Origin of the sequence: Candidatus Lernaella stagnicola (assembly GCA_030765525.1) — a bacterium.
Lineage (GTDB): Bacteria > Lernaellota > Lernaellaia > Lernaellales > Lernaellaceae > Lernaella > Lernaella stagnicola.
Genome location: JAVCCK010000002.1, coordinates 24,336 through 43,186 on the forward strand (window position 1 = coordinate 24,336; position 18,851 = coordinate 43,186).

At 58.6% G+C, this 18,851-nt stretch carries 18 protein-coding genes; 7 read left to right on the forward strand and 11 right to left on the reverse strand.

From position 1 onward, the window contains the following. Positions 1-13: 13 nt before the first annotated feature. From P9L99_00135 to P9L99_00155, 5 genes are all read right to left on the reverse strand, one after another. Positions 14-1,903 carry a P-loop NTPase gene (locus P9L99_00135; protein ID MDP8221737.1) on the reverse strand — a complete coding sequence of 630 codons (1,890 nt, stop codon included), beginning with the start codon at positions 1,901-1,903 and terminating at the stop codon, positions 14-16. 127 nt (positions 1,904-2,030) lie between these two features. Then, positions 2,031-2,408: a DUF5320 domain-containing protein gene (locus P9L99_00140; protein ID MDP8221738.1), complete on the reverse strand. Its 378-nt coding sequence runs from the start codon at positions 2,406-2,408 to the stop codon at positions 2,031-2,033. 32 nt (positions 2,409-2,440) lie between these two features. Next, positions 2,441-2,812: a NifB/NifX family molybdenum-iron cluster-binding protein gene (locus P9L99_00145; GenBank protein MDP8221739.1), complete on the reverse strand. Its 372-nt coding sequence runs from the start codon at positions 2,810-2,812 to the stop codon at positions 2,441-2,443. 194 nt (positions 2,813-3,006) lie between these two features. After that, positions 3,007-4,392: a sigma 54-interacting transcriptional regulator gene (locus P9L99_00150; GenBank protein MDP8221740.1), complete on the reverse strand. Its 1,386-nt coding sequence runs from the start codon at positions 4,390-4,392 to the stop codon at positions 3,007-3,009. Positions 4,393-4,544: 152 nt separating this feature from the next. Continuing rightward, positions 4,545-6,182 (reverse strand): alpha-glucosidase, encoded by a 1,638-nt coding sequence (locus P9L99_00155; GenBank protein MDP8221741.1) that lies wholly within the window; start codon positions 6,180-6,182, stop codon positions 4,545-4,547. A 281-nt stretch (positions 6,183-6,463) separates the two neighbouring features. On the opposite strand from P9L99_00155, the gene P9L99_00160 reads away from it, so the two are divergent. Together P9L99_00160 and P9L99_00165 are read left to right on the forward strand one after the other, a co-directional pair. Further along, complete coding sequence (locus P9L99_00160) at positions 6,464-6,961, forward strand: helix-turn-helix domain-containing protein (GenBank protein ID MDP8221742.1); 498 nt, start codon at positions 6,464-6,466, stop codon at positions 6,959-6,961. Between the two features lie 106 nt (positions 6,962-7,067). Further along, positions 7,068-7,559, forward strand: a complete 492-nt coding sequence (locus P9L99_00165) for a class I SAM-dependent methyltransferase (GenBank protein ID MDP8221743.1) — start codon at positions 7,068-7,070, stop codon at positions 7,557-7,559. A gap of 28 nt (positions 7,560-7,587) precedes the next feature. Here the strand turns inward: P9L99_00165 and P9L99_00170 are convergent, their stop codons facing one another. The 6 genes from P9L99_00170 to P9L99_00195 all read right to left on the reverse strand — a co-directional run bounded on the left by P9L99_00170 (position 7,588) and on the right by P9L99_00195 (position 13,719). Continuing rightward, complete coding sequence (locus P9L99_00170; protein ID MDP8221744.1) at positions 7,588-8,244, reverse strand: methyltransferase domain-containing protein; 657 nt, start codon at positions 8,242-8,244, stop codon at positions 7,588-7,590. Positions 8,245-8,343: 99 nt separating this feature from the next. Continuing rightward, positions 8,344-9,546: an ABC transporter permease gene (locus tag P9L99_00175; GenBank protein MDP8221745.1), complete on the reverse strand. Its 1,203-nt coding sequence runs from the start codon at positions 9,544-9,546 to the stop codon at positions 8,344-8,346. Continuing rightward, positions 9,543-10,694, reverse strand: coding sequence for an ABC transporter permease (locus P9L99_00180; protein MDP8221746.1), 1,152 nt, complete (start codon positions 10,692-10,694; stop codon positions 9,543-9,545). Before P9L99_00180 ends, P9L99_00175 begins: the two co-directional genes overlap by 4 nt. A gap of 5 nt (positions 10,695-10,699) precedes the next feature. Next, positions 10,700-11,653, reverse strand: a complete 954-nt coding sequence (locus P9L99_00185) for an efflux RND transporter periplasmic adaptor subunit (protein MDP8221747.1) — start codon at positions 11,651-11,653, stop codon at positions 10,700-10,702. Positions 11,654-11,668: 15 nt separating this feature from the next. Next, positions 11,669-12,310 carry a TetR/AcrR family transcriptional regulator gene (locus P9L99_00190; protein ID MDP8221748.1) on the reverse strand — a complete coding sequence of 214 codons (642 nt, stop codon included), beginning with the start codon at positions 12,308-12,310 and terminating at the stop codon, positions 11,669-11,671. Positions 12,311-12,330: 20 nt separating this feature from the next. Continuing rightward, complete coding sequence (locus P9L99_00195; GenBank protein MDP8221749.1) at positions 12,331-13,719, reverse strand: TolC family protein; 1,389 nt, start codon at positions 13,717-13,719, stop codon at positions 12,331-12,333. A gap of 244 nt (positions 13,720-13,963) precedes the next feature. Here P9L99_00195 and P9L99_00200 point away from each other — a divergent pair, with 244 nt between their 5' ends. From P9L99_00200 to P9L99_00220, 5 genes are all read left to right on the forward strand, one after another. Further along, positions 13,964-14,905 (forward strand): SGNH/GDSL hydrolase family protein, encoded by a 942-nt coding sequence (locus tag P9L99_00200; GenBank protein ID MDP8221750.1) that lies wholly within the window; start codon positions 13,964-13,966, stop codon positions 14,903-14,905. A 3-nt stretch (positions 14,906-14,908) separates the two neighbouring features. Next, a complete protein-coding gene (locus P9L99_00205; GenBank protein ID MDP8221751.1) occupies positions 14,909-16,321 on the forward strand; it encodes a radical SAM protein in 1,413 nt (470 codons plus the stop codon). Positions 16,322-16,485: 164 nt separating this feature from the next. Then, positions 16,486-17,211 carry a hypothetical protein gene (locus tag P9L99_00210; protein ID MDP8221752.1) on the forward strand — a complete coding sequence of 242 codons (726 nt, stop codon included), beginning with the start codon at positions 16,486-16,488 and terminating at the stop codon, positions 17,209-17,211. 37 nt (positions 17,212-17,248) lie between these two features. Continuing rightward, positions 17,249-17,416, forward strand: coding sequence for a hypothetical protein (locus P9L99_00215; protein ID MDP8221753.1), 168 nt, complete (start codon positions 17,249-17,251; stop codon positions 17,414-17,416). Between the two features lie 71 nt (positions 17,417-17,487). After that, on the forward strand, positions 17,488-18,843 hold the full coding sequence (locus P9L99_00220) for a multiheme c-type cytochrome (GenBank protein ID MDP8221754.1): 1,356 nt from the start codon (positions 17,488-17,490) through the stop codon (positions 18,841-18,843). Positions 18,844-18,851: the final 8 nt, after the last annotated feature.

Here is an 18,851-nt window from a genome sequence, read left to right on the forward strand (position 1 = left end):
TCTCTCCCTTTCTTTACATTTCCTTTTTGATATCATTACCTAAACGAACCAAGGCCTCATACGCTTTTCCAGCCCCGTGTTCGATCACGGTTTTTCCCGCCATTAACGCATCGTTAACGTTACGGTCAAACGGTATTTTCGCAATCACTTTCGCGCCGCTGCTTGCGGCAATCTGCTCAATGCGTGCCGCCTGATCGGGATTCAAGTCGGCCTTGTTAATCACGATGCGGGCCGGAATGCCGAAGTGTTCGGTCAGTTGTAACACGCGCACCATGTCGTGTACGCCGGAAACTGTCGGCTCCGTGACCACCATCACCAAATCCGCGCCGCTGAGCGAAGCGATGACCGGACATCCCGTTCCCGGAGGGCCGTCACCGAGGATTCGGCTATGCTTACCGCTCCTGGCCAATTCGGCGGCAACATGCCGAACCTGAGTCACCAAACGGCCTGAGTTCTCCTCGGCGATGCCCAAGCGCGCGTGCGCCATGGGGCCGTAGTCGGTGTCCGACAAGTACCATTTTCCCACCGTGTTGGGTGTAAGGGAAATTGCGCCGAATTTGCACACGTACTTACAGAGCCCGCATCCTTCACACCCGAATTCATCAATTCGACATGTCGTTAATCCTTGGGCGGTAAGCGGGCCGTCCTCGTAGATGGCGTCGAAATGGCAAGCTTCGCAGCATTGCCCGCAGGCGGTGCAGACTTTCGGATCAATGACCGCCTGTTGTCCTCCGATAAAATCGTGCGCCTCGCGCACCGAAGGCTCCAGCAACAAATGCAAATCCGCGGCGTCAACATCGTTGTCGGCAAGGACCTTGTTATCGATGAGTAGGGCGAGCGAAGCCACGACGGTCGTTTTTCCCGAACCGCCTTTGCCGCTGACAACGGTGATTTCTTTGTAGTGGTCTGCGTCACCTTCGGGCAACGGTTTTCGCGGTTCTGTACTGATAGCGAAGTCGGTTTCCGGCGGGTTGGGCGGCGGCGTGGTGCCGACCAAATCGGAAATCGCACCGTAAATATCCAGGAGATTGTCTCTCCAATCTTGGAATGCGTGGACCAATATTTCGCCCCGCGAGTACACTTCGGCGTATTCACGTTTGAACGGAATTCGGCCAACGATCGGCACGTTAATCTCTTCGGCGTATTTCGCGATGATTTCATCCGTGCCATCGGATCGATTGACGACAATACATGTTGGAATTTCGCGAATTAACGCGAGCCCGACTGCCAGTTTGAGGTCGTTCAACCCGAATGGCGTCGGCTCTGTTACCAGAAGAACCACATCGGCCGACGCGACGGACTCAACCACGGGGCACGAGGTGCCGGGTGAGGCGTCGATGATATTAATGCAGTCCGCATGACAGTGCTGTTTAACTCGGCGGACGACCGCCGGCGCCAACGCTTCGCCGATGTTCAGCACACCGTGAGCAAAATAAAACGGCTCGTTTTCCGGCGCGACGTCGACGACTCCGATGGCGATTGGCTTTTCAGTCAACGCTTTTTCGGGACACACATACGAGCATGCGCCGCAGGAGTGGCACAGTTCGTTGAATATCAGGACGGTCCCTTTGACCACCGCAATCGCGTTGTATTGGCAGACCTCGGCGCAGATGCCACACGCCGTGCACAACTCTTGGTCCCACACGGGTTTCAAAACCTCGACGGGCATCTTCTGTGTGAAATTCGGTTGCACAAATAAGTGGTCGTTCGGTTCTTCCACATCGCAATCAAGCAGCCGAACTTTTTCACCGCGCTCGGCTAACACATAGGCCAGATTCACGGCAACTGTTGTTTTCCCGGTTCCGCCCTTGCCGCTGGCAATTGCCAAATTCATACGACCTTCTCCCAGTTTTTCATGACAGGCGGACTGCTTGGCAGTTCCGTTGCCGTTGATTCTTCTCAATGCACCTTTGGGTATCGACCGCCCAACGCGCCTGAACTACCGGCGCAATGCACAAAGATAAGCCACCACCGAAGCGGCGGCTTATCTACAAATGGGTATTCGAGCCGCGCGAAATGTGCCGCGCTCATCACTCGCTTTGCTTGGCTTCCAACTCGGCGATTCGCTGCCTGATTTCCTCCAGGGCGTTCGTCAAATATTGCGCTTGGCCTTGCAGCGCGTCCAATTCTTGTTCCGGCGCGGGTGCAGCGACGTATGGCGGGGCGTATGCCGGCGCGTACTGTGCCGGGTTGCCGTAGTTCGGCGCACCCCATCCGCGGCCGCCGCGGAAACCCATCCCGCGTCCGCGGCCAAAGCCACGCCCAAAACCGTATCCTCGACCGTAGCCAAAACCACCGCCCGAAACCGGGTTAGCATATCCGGGCATGGGATAGCCAGCACAGTTACCAGCGCCACGCCCTGTCATCGGCCCCATTCCCGCAGGGCCCGTACGATCTCCACCTGGCATAACGACCTCCTTTGTTTTCCTTTTTCGTTTCGCTACAAGGAACCGCCGCGAAAACGCTTACGGCGTCTCGCTCCGGTTCCCGCCATCCGAAATCCACCGGCAGCCAATGCGCCGCGTAGGTAGGCATCGAGAACCTGATTCACTTCACCGGTGATGAAGGGGATTACCTGTATCCCGTGAAATTCCAAAGTCTGCGCAAATTCCCGGGAAATCGCGCCACAAACGAGACTTTGAACGCCCCACCCGGACAAGCGCAATGCCCGGGTATGCGGCAATTCGGTGCCCAAAGACGCCACGTGTCGACTGACGACGACGCCTTGTTCGATATCCACGACAAGCACTTGGCGCGCGGCATCGAAAACCGGGGATATGCGATTTCCCCAAACGGTTAGGGCAATTTTCACAGCAACTCCACCTTCCGGTTGTAAATAGTAAAGCATATCGCGTGCCAAACAGCGTCGCTTTCAAGTGATAAGATAATAAATAAATGATATCAGGCTATTAGAGCATTATCGGGAGATTTGAAAGCCAGCCGGCCTCGGGGCAACAGTCGCATATTTGCGACGATATGCATGGTTAGAGTAGCGTATACGCGACTCTACCGAACTTTTTTTCGACCCCTACGGCCGTCGATTTCGGGAACCTCGATGCCGAGCTTCTTGAGCTTTCGATATAAGGTGCTCTTGTGGATACCGAGTTCGCGCGCGGTCGCCAAGCGATTGAAATGGTTGCGTTTTAGCGCATCGAGGATCGTTTGCGTTTCCGCGGATCGCAGCGCTGTGTTCATGGAACCGTGGGCATGAGGTTGCGCTGCCGGTTTAGCCAGCGTATCGGGTAGACAGCGCAGCGCAATCGATCCCTCTGGACAAAGAACGAAGGCATGTTCGATAATATTCTCCAACTCCCTGATATTACCGGGATAATTGTGCGACATGAGGGTCGCTAACGCGCCTTGCCCGATACCGGTAACCGCTTTGCCCCGTAACCGATTGAGCCGGTCGATAAAACGCTCGACTAAGAGCGGGATATCTTCCTTGCGGTCCCGCAGGGGGGGCAAAGTCAACGTGACCACGTTGATGCGGTAGTAAAAATCGCGGCGAAAGGTGCCTCGTTCCACCAGCACCGTCAGATCCTGGTTGGCGGCGGCGATGATGCGCACATCGGCCTTCACTTCCCGCGTCGCCCCGAGTGGTTGGAAGGTGCGCTCCTGCAAAACACGCAGCAATCGCACTTGAAACGCGGGGCTGATGTCACTGATTTCGTCAAGAAATACGGTGCCGCCTTCGGCGACCGAAAAAAGCCCCGGTTTGTCTTTGATCGCGTTGGTGAACGCCCCGGCCTTGTATCCGAACAGTTCAGATTCGAGAAGAGTTTCGGGCAATGCGCCGCAGTTGATGGCTACAAAGCGCTTTTGTCGACGCGGGCTCAATTCGTGGATAGCGTGGGCGAGCATGTCTTTGCCGGTTCCCGTTTCACCCTGGATCAACACGGTGCTGTCGCTTTCGGCGATTTGGGGCAGAGTCGCAAAAATCTTGTGCATCGCCGGACTGCGGCTGATCATGTCCCCGACCTGAAAACGGCCGTCAAGTTCCCGCCGCAGTTCCTCGACCATGCTCATATCGCGAAAGGTTTCGACGCCCCCGAGAACCCGTCCGTTTTCATCTTTGAGCAGCGAGGTGCAAACCACAACGGGGATTCGCTGTTGCTCACTGTTGACAATGTAGGTCGCTGTATCGACGACGTTTTTACCTATTTTCATCGTGCGGCGCAGCGCGCAGTCGCCTTCGCACATATTGGAACGAAATATCTCCCAGCAATGCTTGCCGATGGCGATATCCCGCGAAATACCGGTGATTTTTTCGGCGGCACGGTTGAACGTTGTAATGTGCCAGGTTTCGTCGACGGTAAACACGCCTTCGGAAATGCTCTCAAGAATGATTTCCGTCACGTTGTCGGTTTTGCTGTCGGATCCTTTGTTTTTCATTGCCTACCGTTCTTGCCCGCCGCAGACGCCGCGGGCCATCGGGCTTTTGTCACGCCATACTAATTCGGCAGCCCGAGGCTCGCAAGCAAGGGAGTCGATTGCCTCTTAATTGTCGCCGTTTCCACCCCGCGCTTCCGCCGGAGTACGGCCGCCTACTCTTCCAGGATCAGCGCCTCGTACGGTTCGAGACTCGCGCCGGAAACGACCGATCCGTCGCGCTGGGTCGAACTCAGCAACACTTCGCCACTTACGCCGCCGGGCAGGCGGACCGACGCGCCGGTGAAGTTGAGCGCCACGACGACCGACCGGCCTTCATGCTCGCGACGGTACAAAAAGAGATCGCGGCGCGGGTCGCCGATCGGTTCGTACGCGCCCAGTTGCAGGGCGGGCGTGGCTTTGCGAAGCCACAGCAGGCGGCGGTAGAAGTTGAACAACGACTGCGGGTCGCGTTGAGCGCTCGCCACACAAAGGCGGTCGACTTCCGGGTCGATGGCGAGCCAGGGCTGGCCCGTGGTGAAACCGCCGCCCGGCCCCGGTTCCCACAACATCGGCGTGCGGGACGCGTCACGGCCCTGGTAAAGCGGCCAGGCCAAATGCCCCAGCGGGTCCTGCACTTGCGATCGCGGCCACCAGCGGTTGGTCATGCCCAGTTCCTCACCGTAGTACAGGAAGGGCGTGCCGCGCAGGGTCATGAGCATGGCGGCGCACAGCTTGGCGCGCGCCACGGCACAAGCGCGATACCCGTAGATGCCCCACCCGGCCAAGCGTCCGATGTGCCGCGGCAAATCGTGATTGGACAGCACGTAGGCGGGCCATCCGTCGGCGGGGCACTTTTCCTCGAAGCGGTCGACCACCCGGCGATAGGAATCGGCCCGAAAACGCGCCACCGCCGGGAACTCCATATTGAACGCGAGGTGCAATTCATCGCTCTTCGTGTAGGTCGCCGCGGGCGAATCCTGCCACGGAAACGAGACGACCTCACCAATCATCATGCGGTCTTGGAATTCGTCGGTCAGCCGCCGGAACTCCTGCAATACGGCGTGGGTTTCGGGCAAGTCGCGGGTGTGCGTCGTGTCTTGAAATTTGGCCATGTACCAGCCGGCGAAGCTGCGCGGGTTGTCAGTCAGATTCTCGTTTTCCAGCAGGTAGTTGATCAGGTCGAGGCGAAAGCCGTCGACGCCCTTTTCGAGCCAAAAGCGAATATCGGCCAGCACCGCCTTTTTGACGTCCGGATTGCGCCAGTTCAAATCCGGTTGGAAGTCGAAAAACGCGTGGTAGAAATACTGACCGCTTCGCTCGTCGTAGCGCCAGGCCGGGCCGCCCGGAGCCGCCTGCCAGTTGTTGGGCGGGCCGCCCGCTTTGTCGTCGCTCCACAGGAACCAATCGCGTTTGGGATTATCGCGGGACGAGCTGGACTCGACAAACCACGGGTGCTCGTCCGAGGTGTGATTGGGCACGAAATCGTTGATCACGCGGATGCCGCGCTGGTGCGCCTGGTCGAGCAGGCGGTCGAAGTCGGCCATGTTGCCGTGCTCCGGATGCACCTTGCGGTAATCGGTGACGTCGTAGCCGAAATCGCGGTTGGGGCTTTCGTAGAAGGGGGTCAGCCAAACCGCATCGACGCCCAGCGAGTCATCGCCGCCGTTGTTGAGATAATCCAGGTGCGCCGTAATGCCGGGCAAGTCGCCGATGCCGTCGCCGTTGGAGTCGGCAAAACTGCGCACGTAAATTTGGTACACCACGCCGGTCTTCCACCAGGGCGTCGTCTGCGTTGCGGGTTTCTCGCTCATCTTGCTTCCCTTGTTTGGTGACTGATTTCGCGTCGCAGTTTGTCACAAAACGGGGTAAAGCGCATGCCCGCCGACGGGATGGCGGCAGTAGTCTGCGTTGCAGTCGGCTGTTTCACGACAACTACGCCGTTGCCTTAACGGCGTGTATGCGCTCGACCGCCGAATTTATGTATTAAATCATAAGGTTATAGAATGTTCGATGCTGCCCGGAAGCTTTATTGACAATATAGTTGTCATTATGACATATTCCTTGTCAGACAAGCCAGAGGAGGAAGCAAATCATGCCGGCAAATCAAGAAGCCAAGGAGTTACAGGCGCTTTTTTCGGAGACCGCATTTCTTTTCCTCCGCTTGAAGGCTCTAGCCGAGGAGATTCACGGCGAGGAAACCACGGCGAGTATTCGCGGGATCCTCTATCAGTTGGCCCGCGAGGGTGCCGGCACGGTTCCCCGCATGGCACGCCGCCGGTCGGTATCCCGGCAGTATATCCAGAGTATCGTGAACGGCCTGCTGGAGCGTGATCTAGTCACATACAAAGAGAATCCGCACCACAGAAAATCCAAGTTGGTTGTCCTGACACCGGCGGGCACGCGATTGGTCGACAGGATGAACGCTCGGGAAGCCGAATTGCTTCAGGGCCTTCCGCCTACGATAGGCGTTGAGTCAGTGCAGTCGGCAACCCGGGTGCTCGCGGAGGTTCGTCAGTGGTTTGAGTCGGCCGAGTGGCGGGCCACGCTGCAGAACGAGGCGGCAAAGGGCTGTCAAACCCGGTCCAAATGAAAGGAGTTTTGAGATGGCAACGGCAACACACGCAACAGAGGCTGGATCTTCTAATTGGATCAACCGAATCAGTTTTTCGTGCATTCGGTTAATGCATGACAACTTCTTGATTCGCCGTTTTCGGAATCCGCACAAAATTCTGCAAAGCATGGGCGTCAAAGCGAGAGACCGGGTTTTGGAAATCGGCTGCGGACCCGGCTTTTTCACGATCCCAACCGCCCAGATCGTCGGCCCGCAAGGCGAGATCGCCGCGATCGACGTCAACCCTTTCGCCATAAACTACACGCAACGCAAAGTAGACAGGCACGGAATCACAAACGCCCGCGTGCTTCACGCGAACGCCGCCGACACCGACCTGCCCGCTCATTCTTTTGATTTCGCGTTTTTCATCGGCGTGCCACATATTACGGGCGGACTGGGGCCGGTCGCCGATGAATTGCGACGCGTGCTGAAGCCGGGCGGTCGCATTGCGTTCCATTACGGTCGCCGGTCGCCTGAGAGTTTGGTCGCCCAGATGCGGGAACAGCATTTCGCTTTGGTGGAAACGCGCGGCAGGGTCGGTGTCTTTGCTCCGATTGCTGCGCCGGTATCGGCATGATCGGAGGCTTACAAGCGACGCAAGATCGTTAGTCGGCGTCCCTCTTGGTGCAAATGTAGATTTTCGATTCGCCCGATGAGGCCAGGCGCTTCTCCACATGCTGGAAGATGCTTTCGAACTGCTCCTGCTCGTGCCGCAGAATACCGAGAGTTTTGGCCGATCCCATCGATAGAATCCGCAGATAGTAAAGCATCCGGATTACGGCTCTAGTCGGCACTTCGTGTTCCATCATGACGAAATGACCACCCGGCTTGAGAACCCGATGTACCTCGCGCAAAAACCGTTCGATGTCTTCGCCGTTCAGTTCGTAAAAAGCATGCGAAATCGTGGCACCGTCGAAGGTGTTGTCTTCAAACGGCAGATTGGTTACGTCCGCCCTGCACAGTTCCACGTTAACGGTATCGGCGACGCGATCGTGCGCCCGCTGGAGCATACCGGGCGAGAAATCGACGCCGACCACTTGTCCGTCTTTCCCCACGCGGCGGGACAAAGGAGGTAGCATTGCTCCGGTTCCGGTGCATAAGTCCAATACTTTATCACCCTGACCAACGCCCACAGAGGCGGCTAGTTCGTCGCGCAAAGATGTGCGGCTGTCGCCGGAGGAGTGCATTTGGATGAAACTGTCGTACACGCGGGAGAACGCGTTGTAATATCCGATTCGCAATCTTCTGCGCGCACCTTTCATTCGGTGTACCTCGACAGCCTGCGTGGCGACCTTTGAAGAGCCAATGATAACATTCGCGTGATGTGTAGGCGAATAGCGTAAGTAATTCGATGCAACACCTTAGGGTGCGGACTTTCCAGACAACGGTGGGCGGTTGTGGAGAATCGGAAAGCGGCGGACCAAGACGACCAACAACACCCAATAGCCTACGAATTGCAACGCCAAGACGCCTAGATACGGCGCGATATCGCTCACCGCCGCGCTTTTCATAGCCACAATGCGCAGCGCCTGCAGCGCGGGCGTCGCAGGGAACAGCCAGGAGAGGATCTGCAGGTAGCGCGGCATTTGCTCGTACGGCCAGGCAAAACCGGAAAGCATGAAAAGCGGCGTCGAGGCGAACATCAACAACTGAAAGGCCATGTAGCGATCGCGGCAATAGTGCGCCACGGCCAGGGCAAGCGGCATCATCGCCAACATAAAAACGACATACAAAAGGATGATGGAGGTGTAGCCGGTGACCGTCCACCCGAACAGCGGCGTCATCACAAACAGGATGACCAGCATCGCCGTTACGTAGAACGCCAGGTGGGCGTTGTACTTGCCCAGCAAATACGCAATCGGCCGCGCCGCCTGTGTATCATAGAGGTCCAGTTCGCGCTGCATCCCGATCGAGAAAGCCAAGGAAATCAACACCAGTTGCTGCATGACGATGATAAAAATGCCGGGCACGAAAAAATTGCCGTAGCCGGCGGTGGGATGAAATAAATAACGCACATCCTGGTTGATGGGATCAGCGCGCCGCTCGGCCAGGGTGCCGGTCATACCGCGTTGCATGAAAAAGCGCGTGGCGGCCTGCTTGTTGAGTTCCCCCACCACGCCGTAGACCGCGGGCACGGTCAGCGAATAGGTGTACATGTTGGCCGCGCCGAACCAAACCGGCAGTTCCGCCCCGCCTTCCGTGCGGGCTTGGCGAGAGAAACCCGCCGGTAGGTAGACGACCGTGTCGACCTGCCGCCGTCGCAAGGCCAGCAATTCCTTATCGAGTTCGCCGGTGCGGCGAATGATCTCGGCCCCTTGGGTGGCGTCGAGCATGGTGGTGAAACGGCGGGAAAGCTCGCTGTTGTCTTGGTCCACCACGACGACCGGACGCTCGGTGGCTTGGTCTTCCACGTACAGCAGCGAAATGATGGGCGGATATAAAAACGGCAGGCCGACCAAGATGAGCAGCGTCATCGGGTGCCGCGGCAAAAAGCGCCATTCGGCGGTCATCGAGTCCCAGACGCGACGCCAGAAATCCACGATCGCGGGCCGCCGATTTGTCATGCGGCCTCCGCCGACCGCGTACCGCGCAGCAACGCCCAGGTCGCTTTCGCCGCCACGGTGAGGAGCGTGAATGAGACACCCAGAACAAGGTAATGCCACAGGTTGGGCGCCAAGTCGTGCCAGGTCATCGGTGAATTGAGGAACATGCGATAGGCCACCGAGAAGGGCGTAAAGGGAACGGCCTGACTGGCCCAATTGAAAAGTGTGGGGAAGGCTTTGGTCGGCCAGGTGATACCCGCGAACATCAAACTGAGCATGCCGATAATGACCGTCGCTTCGAACGCGACCATGGGTTTGTTGAAGAGGGCGTTGGTCATGGCGGCAAAGAGGAAATTAAGCACGAAGAAAACGGCGAGATTACCAAACACAATGAAAAACGAACTTTGCGAAGGCAAGCCTTCGATCGGCAAGAACACGTACACGAACAACAGGCCCACGGCCATGCAGACCGTCCATATCGCGGCGTGCGCGCCGAGCATGTTGCGCCTGCTGAGCGGTTGATGCAGCGGCAGGTAGAGGCTCAGCGCGGTGATGAGCGAGTAGATATGCAGGAAGAAAAAGAGCATCGGCGCCATGATGTACACACCGTAGCTACCGGCCGGATTGAAGGCGGTCATTTCGTGCACCGAAATCGGCATCACGACCGAGAGCGCGTGTTCTTTCTGCACGCCCATTTTTTCGACAATCCCCATCTGCACGCCGACCGACAACGTCGTCAGCGACCGCTTGATCGCCTTGTAGAGGTTTTTGCCGATCACGATGTTGGCCATGTCGACACTGACGTTGATCGTTCCGCGCCGGCCGGTTTTGATGCGGCGCGAGAAATTCTCGGGGATGTAAACAACGCCCGCCAGTTCTCCGCGAGCCAAGGCGTTTTCAGCTTGTTGTACGTTTTGGAAGGAGGTGGCGACAATCCGTATTTCACGATTGGCGGAGATGAACTCGCAGGCCAAACGGCTGATTTTCGAATTGTCGTGATCGATTACGGTGATCGGCAAACCCAAGGGGACCAAGTGCCCATAGGCGTCGATGGCCACCCACGACATCACGAGCAGTAGCCCCAACATGATTTGATACCGGCGCTCGCCGAAAAGGCGGCCTAGCTGCTGAAAGTAACCGGTTTTCAGATCGGCAAGAGCCTTTGTCATCGTGATTATCGGATCGTCCACCGCGCCGTCATGCCCGGGCGCAGGCCGGCGATTTTCCGGGTCGGCGTCAAGCGCACTTCGAAGGTTTTGAGGTCGAAACCGTCTTTCTGGCTGGTGGCCCGCCACGTTGCGAAATCGGCCATCGGCGCCAGGTGCGTGAGTTCCATTTCGATGTCCTTGTCCAGCGCCGGTACGAATACGTCAACCTTGTCGCCTTTTTTGACCTGGTGCAGAAAGTCTTCGCGCAGGCTGAACGTTACCCAAACGTGGTCGATATCCACGATCGTGAGGATGGGATAGCCGGTGGCGGCCAGCTCGCCCTCGCGCAGGTGGATCTTCGCCACTTCACCGGTGATCGGCGCGACCTGCGTCATCTCCTTGGCGTAGTCCTCGACCTCGTCCTTCGTGGCCTTGGCGCGGCGCACGAGCGCGGCCAAGGCGGCAATTTGCTCGTCGCGCGCGCCGTTTACGTAGGCGTCGTACTGGGCTTGGGCTATACCGAATTGCTCTTGCGAGACGTTGTACTTGAATTCGAATTCCTCAAACTTGGCGCGGGGAATGGCCTTTTTCTCCAGCAGATTTTTCATGCGCTCGTACATCTTGCGCGTGATCTCAACTTGATGAGCCGCCGCGTCCATTTGCTTTTTGGCAGCGCGGATTTGCTCCTCCCGCGCGCCTTTCTTGGCCATCTTGAGCTGTGCCTCGGCCGCATCGACGACGGCTTCGACTTGATTCATTTTCGCGTCGATCAAATCGCCGTTGATCGTCACGACCTCCTGTGCCTTCTCGACGTGGTCGCCGGTGTCGACCAGCAGGGTCTGCACGCGCCCGGGCACTTTGGTGGCGATGTCGATTTCGTTGGCGTCCACTAACCCGACCAGCACGGTTTGGTCGCCGTGGCAGCCGGCCGCCAAAACGGAAGCCATCAGCAGCAGCAACATGGCAACAATGCGTCTCATATGATCATCCCCTGGTTAGGCGTGCGGCCATGCGGGCCGCGCCAGGATTCCTTCAAAAACCAGCGCCACAATGTGATCGAGCACCTGCTCGCGCGTGTCGAGATCGGAAAGGTCCTGCGACCACATCGCCGAGAGCAGCAGTCGTTTCTGAAAGTACGTGAGGCAGATGCCCACGGCGCTGACGATAAACTGTTGGGCGTCGAGCCCCTTGCGAAATAGTCCCGATTCGACGCCGTGCTGGACCGAGTCGAGCATCGGCTGCAATCCCGTGGCCAGCAGGTCGGCCAGGCGGCTGTGATCCCAGCGCTCATACAGCAGGCTTTCCCACGCCAGGAGCCGGACGAATTTCGGGTTCTCGGCCAGAAAAACGAAGAAGTGCCGCAACGCGTATACGGCCTGTTCGTAGGGATCGCTCAGCGATGACAGGAGCCGACGGCTGTCTTCGAGAAACAGTTCGATGTTGGTCCGCAGCACTTCCTGGTACATCTCCTGCTTGCTGCCGAAATAGACGTAAATCATGCGCTTGTTGACGCCGGCCTCGGCGGCGATATCGTCCACCCGCGCCGCGTCGAAACCACGCTGGGTAAAATGGTTTTCCGCCGCCGTCAACAGGGCCAGGCGGGTTCGCTCGGCGTCTCGTTTTCTCCCGTTACTCATCGCGTCGAACCTTTCCTTACTTACTGATCGCCCGCTCGATCCGCCGACGACTCGACCGTCCAGGGGTCCGCGCCGGTGGCCAGCAGCAGTTCGGATTTGCCGGTCAGCACATCGTATTCGGCCTTGATGCGATCGGCTTTCGCCTTGGTCAGGCGGGTTTGGGCATCCATCACGTCGATGGAGGTGTCGAGGTTTTCCTCAAAGCGAAGCTGGCAAATGCGCAACGCTTCGGTGGCTCGGGCGACGGCTTTGTCCATCACCGCCAACCGTTGCCGCGCGCTGTCGAGCCGCAAGAACTGCTGCTTGACTTGCAAGCGAACCAACTGCGCGGCCTCGATGGCTTCAAGATTCGCGCGGCGGTGGCGCCAACCGGCCGCTTTGGCCGTGTGCCACTGACGCCCCCATTCCCAGAAATTCCATTCCATGGTCAGTCCGGCGAACATCTCTTCCTCTTCGTGCAAGAGGTTGCCGTCGTGGTAGCTGTAACGCCCTACCGCGGCCAAGTCGGGCGTGAGTCCCCAGTACGCCAACTTCTCCAGCCGCTCGGTGGCCTTCGCCTTGGCGCGCAGGGCGATTAGCTCGTCGCGCTTCAAATCGGCCAGGCGTTGCGCGTCGTCGAGGGAATCGGGCAGACCGCCGGGAACCTCGATGTGCCGGTCGGTCAGCGTGAGTTCGACGTCCAGCGGCAGCCCCATGACATGCGCAAGAGCCGAACTGGCCAGTGAGACCCCTGACTTCGCTCGAATCAGCATTTCTTGGGCGCTAGCCAGTTCCACTTCCGCGGTGAGAAGTTCATGTCGGCCGATGAATTCCTGCTTGGCGAATTCCTGAGCCTGATCCACATGCGCGCTGATGGTGTCCACGGCCGCCTGCGCCACGTCGCGCATTTCGAGAACCGACAACAGTTGATAGTAGGCTTGTATCGTCTTTAACGTGATTTCGCGCCGCGTACGTCGCGCCATGGCCTGGCGGGCGGTTTTCGCCGCCCGGCCCGCCTGGTAGCCCTGGTAAACCTTGAACAGCGGAGTGATCGGTTGGATGGCCGTCAGGTTGAATTCCGTGGTCATGTCGCTGCGCAGTTCGATGGGCGGCAAATCGCCGATGATGTAGTCAACCAACACCTGAATGGCCGGGTCGACCTCGACGAAGTCCATCACGTCGATTTCGTAAGCATCGTTCCACCAGAGAGCGTGGCCGTCGGCCTTTAGGATCGGAAAAAAGCGCGCCGCGGTACTGCGGGCCTCGGCGTCGGCCTGATACACTTGGGTTTGAGCAATCTGAATTTTGTGATTGTTGCGCATCGCCAGATTGATGGCCTCGGTCAAGCTGAGCGTAGTCGGCTCGGCGATCGCCGTGTGGGCCGCGACGAAGATGGCAACCAGCAACATGAGGACCGTTTTGCGAGTCATACGTCCATCCGCCTCATTTAGTAACTAACCGGTTAGTTATATAGTGTTCCATTCCGTCCTCGTCAAGTTCTGTTTTCGCGCGCACCGCCGGAAGTCGGAGGCCGGGCCGACGCTTCGATCCCCTTTTCCGGCGCGGATGGAGGACGCTATTTCCCCCGGTTAGGTCTGCCGTGTTATAAGCTGAGATCATTCCACGGGATATGCAGGGCGATCGCGTTCGCGACTCAAGGAAAGTGATAACAAAGTGGCAGAGGGAATTTCGACACCGCGGTTTCGCGTTTTTAGAATCGTGGGCTGCGCGTTGCTCGGCGTTCTTCTGCTGCTTCTTGTCGCCGAAGGCGCGATGCGGCTGTGTCTCGGCAACAACGCGGTTGGAAGGTTAATGAAGTTCGACCGCAACGACCTCCCCTGCGTGATCCTGAAGAAGAACGCGCGCGTGACGCACACCGGTTTGTTCAAGAAGATTTCGCCCGTCGTTCACGCGGTCAATCGATACGGATATCGCGGTCCGGCCAGGCCGCCGCGTGCGACCGCGTCGGTCCGGCGAATCGTTGTGGTCGGCGATTCCTTCACGTTCTGTCCCGGCGTTGCGGAAAAGCGCGACTACCCCAGTCGATTGGAATTCCACCTCAACCAGCGCGGCGACACGAACACCGAGGTGCTGAATTTCGGGGTGCCCAGTCATAACCTGGCGGAACTGGAGGCGCACTTGATGACGGACGCCGTTCGCTTTTCGCCGGATGTGGTCTTGATGCAAATCACCCAGAACGATTTTTCGCCCACGGTTTGCCAACTGACTCAGCATTGGAGCGAATCCACGTTTTCGCTGCTGCATCACCTTTACCTGGGCCGCGTCGTATTCGCCGAGATGTTAGCCGCAACTCAGCGGTATGAGAGTCCCCAAGAAGAGCGACTGGCGGCCCTCGATCGCTTCGCGCTCAGCGTTCAGCGGATTGCGTCGGAGCACGGCGCCCTCGCGCGGATCATTTCGTTCGATGAGCCGGTGACCTGTTCCGACAATTGCCTGGAGCACTTGTTCGAGAAACACGAACTTCCCTACTGGCCGTTTCCGGAGCAGCTCCGCGCCCATTTGCACCGGGACATGGGTCACCTGGACGAAACCGGTTGCGATTTGTACGCTCGTGAACTGGCAAACTGGTTGCACAGCCTTGATGAAGCGAGCTGAACGTTGAGAATTGTCTTGATCAATCCCGGCGATCCCGACCGGCGGATATTGGGAGCCTATGATCGCGCCTCGGAAGCGTTCGCCCCACACGGCCTCGCTTACCTGGCGGCGGTACTGCGGGCCGACGGCCACGATATCGCGGCGATCGACCAATTCGCGGCTCGTCACACCACCGCGCAACTGGTGGATTCCATCGTTCGGGAGAAACCCGATTTCATCGGCTTTTCCTGCCTCTCCCCGGATTACCCGGCGCTAAAAAAGACGACGGCCGCGCTACGGTCCGCCGGCGTCACCGCCCCGATTGTCGCGGGCAACCTCCACGCCACGCTGTTCCACGAGCAGATCATCGCCGAGCAAGTGGCGGATTATGTCGTTCGCGGTGAAGCCGAACTGCCGATCGTCGAACTGGCGCGGAGTCTTGCGGCTGGAAACACCGAGCCCGATATTCCCGGCGTAAGCTACGCGGGGCATTTGGCCGCGGAACTGGCCACGCCGCCCGATTTGGACAACCTGCCGTTTCCGGCGTGGGACCTGTTTCCCCTTCACCTGTACCTGAATCCGCCGCTGTTTCGTTTTCAAAAGACGATGTTGGCGGTGCAAACGTCCCGCGGCTGCCCTTACAACTGCTATTTTTGCTGCCAAAACGCCATGGTGCCGCATGTCCGCCGCCGGCAGGTGGAAGGCGTCGTCGACGAAATCGAGGCTAATCTCGACCAGCACGGCGTCGACTTCTTCTGGTTTTCCGACGCGATTTTCCCGCTGAGCAAACAATACGGCCACGAGATTGCCGACGAAATGATCCGCCGCAATCTGCATCGCCGCGTGCAGTGGGTCACCGAATGCCGGGTCGATTCGGCCGATCTGGAATTACTACGTCACCTGCGCGAAGCGGGCTTGTTGATGATCATCTTCGGATTCGAGGTCGGCAATCAGGATGTGCTGGACCGTATCAAGCCCGGCGCCACGCTGGCCGCGGCCAGGCAGGTGATGAAAGCTACTCGCCAAGTCGGCATCCAGAGCCTGGGCCTTTACATGATTGGCTTGCCCGGCGAAACGGAGCAGAGCATTCGGCAAACCATCGACCTGGCGATTTCGTTGGACACCGACTTTGCGAAGTTCAATCGCGCCATTCCCTATCCCGGTTCTTGTTTCTATACCGAAATGCACGACCGCCTGCACAATCCCGATGATTACGCGCTCTACAACCCTTGGTTGAACGCGCCGGACATCGAGCCGCTGTACGTTCCCGAAAACCTGACCCATCGCCGACTCGTCCGCTTGCAGAATTTGGCGATGCGCCGTTTTTATTTGCGACCGCGTAAGATCCTTCGCCTGCTATTATCCCGGCGCGTACGGATGGAGCATGCGTGGCGCGGTTTGCGCGCTTTGCTCGAAGGTCTGCGCGGGCGGCGCTAACTTTTGGCTCCGCTGAAACCTTGCCGTTTAACCCTTGTCACATTCGGCCGCTTGACCACGCTTCTGACACACAACGCAGGTCGTTTGCTTGGCTCGATTATTGGTGCTTCCATACGGGTGGCTGGAAAAGAATACGAACTCGGAAAACCGAAGGAAACAAAGACATGAATCGGAGATTACTGTTTTTGTTCTTGGTGCTCGCGCTGGCAACGTCCCTATGGGCAATCGGCTGCGACGACAATGACGAGGACGATGACGAAGCAGGTGAATGTCCGGATCCGACGCTCGACATCTCGGTTTGCGACCCCGTCAACGGGGCCTTCTCTACCACCATCGATAATCCGTGGTTGCCGCTCGTGGTTGGCGACCGGTTCGTTTTGGAAGGTGAAGACGACGGCGAGACGATTCGCGTGGAAATCGACGTGTTGGACGAAGTGGAAACGGTCGCGGGCGTCGAGACGCGCGTCGTGCGCGAAACCGAATACGAAGACGGCGACCTAATCGAAGTATCCTGGAACTGGTTCGCCCAGGCGGCCGACGGCACGGTCTGCTACTTCGGTGAAGACGTCGACATTTACGAAGACGATGAAGTCGTCAGCCACGACGGAGCTTGGCGCGCGGGCGATAACGGCGCTCAAGCAGGTATCCTCATGCCCGGCGATCCGCAGGTCGGCGACGCTTATTACCAGGAATACTGGGTGGGCGAAGCTGAGGATATGGGCTCGATCACGGGCTTCGGTGGAGAAATCTCGACGCCGGCCGGCGACTTCACTGACACGATGTCGGTGACGGATTTCAATCCGCTCGAAGATTGCGAGAGCGACGACAAGGTGTACGTACGCGGGATCGGCCTGGTCGACGACGCGGGCGTGAAGTTGATCAGCTACTAAGCGGTGTAATTCCGCACTTTGTTTCGCCACGCGGCAAATGACTTTGCTTCTGGGCGTGTTGATTGCCCCCGCCCAATTCACGCCGGCCGCGACCGATACCCTGTTGGCCTGCGATCCGGAAGACGGCGGCGAGTCCGCCCTGGCCTGCCAAATCGCGTACCTCACCAACCGCGAGCGCCGCGCATTTTCTGTTCTCCGATGCTGAATAGACTCTCCAAATAATTCGACAAACGCGGTATGCTAGGGACGCTTCCGACAAGGGGGATTGTGATGCGGATGTCCAAACTAGTCGCTGTAACTTTGGTTATGCTGACCGCCACGGTTTTCGCCGTGGCCGCTTCCAAAAACTTGCCGGTCGAAAAGGGTGCCTGGTCGATGGAACGCTTCGTCGCGCCGGATGTGTGCGGCGATTGTCACAGCACGATTCACGGTGAGTGGAGCACAACCTTGCACGCAGCTGCGCTCAGAGACCCCGTCTATCAAGCCATCGCCAAAACGCTGGCCGCCGAGGCGAAGACACCGGCCGAGAAACACGAAGCCGAGTTGTGCATCAAGTGTCATGCACCGTTGCTGTATGGCGCCGGCGTAATGACTTCCGCCGAGCAACCGTTTGCCATGGGCGAGAAGAAAACCAACAGCCACATCGCGTGTGATTTCTGCCATAGCGTCGCGGGCTTGAACGAAATTCGAAACACGGGACACCTGCTCGATCCGGGCAACGGCGAGGAAGAACCCGGCAACAAACGCGGGCCGCGCAATGACGGCGCGTGCGAGTATCACCAATGCGAGTTCTCTGAATTGCACACGTCGTCGGCCTTCTGCGGCGGCTGCCATCAAGTGCGGCACGTCGACTACGGCACGCCCCTGGAAACGACCTACACCGAATGGCTCGCCGGCCCCTATTCCACCGACGACCCGAAAACGACCGTTAACTGCCAGGACTGCCACATGCGTCAGGCACCCGGCATTCCCGCTACGGGCATCACGGCGCGGCCTGATCGGCCCGGTAACGCCGCCGACGACGGCCCGCAGCGTCCGCACGTCTGGCGTCACCGCACGGTCGGCGGCAACGTTTTCGTGCCACCGCTGCTGGGGGACGACGGCACGGCGGTCCAAATGGCGACCGAGCGCCTGCAACACTGCGCCGCCATCGAATTGCAGGCCGGACCGTGGACAACCGGCGACGTGGCGACGCTGCGGGTCCGCGTGAAAAACACGGGAGCCGGACACGATATTCCCACCGGCGTGACCGAGTTGCGGCAGGTTTGGCTGGAAATCAAGGTGATCGACGCGGCGGGCAAGCTCGTATTCGTTTCGGGTGAAGAGTCCAAAAGCGGTTTTCTATCGAAAGATACCGTCCTCTATCACACCGCGATGGGCGATGCGACGGGCGAACCGACCTTCAACATTCTCAAAGCCGATCGCGTCCTGTTCGATTACCGCATCCCGGCGGCGGGTTACCGCGATGAGGAATTCCGTTTCGCCGTCCCGAAAGCCACCAAGCGCCCCTTTACGGTGACGGCGCGGCTGCGCTATCGCGGGCTGCCCCAAGTGATCATCAATCTTTTGGGAGACGCCGCGCCGCCCGTGCCGGTTGTTGATATGACGACGGAGATACTGACGGTCAGATAACGCGTGGA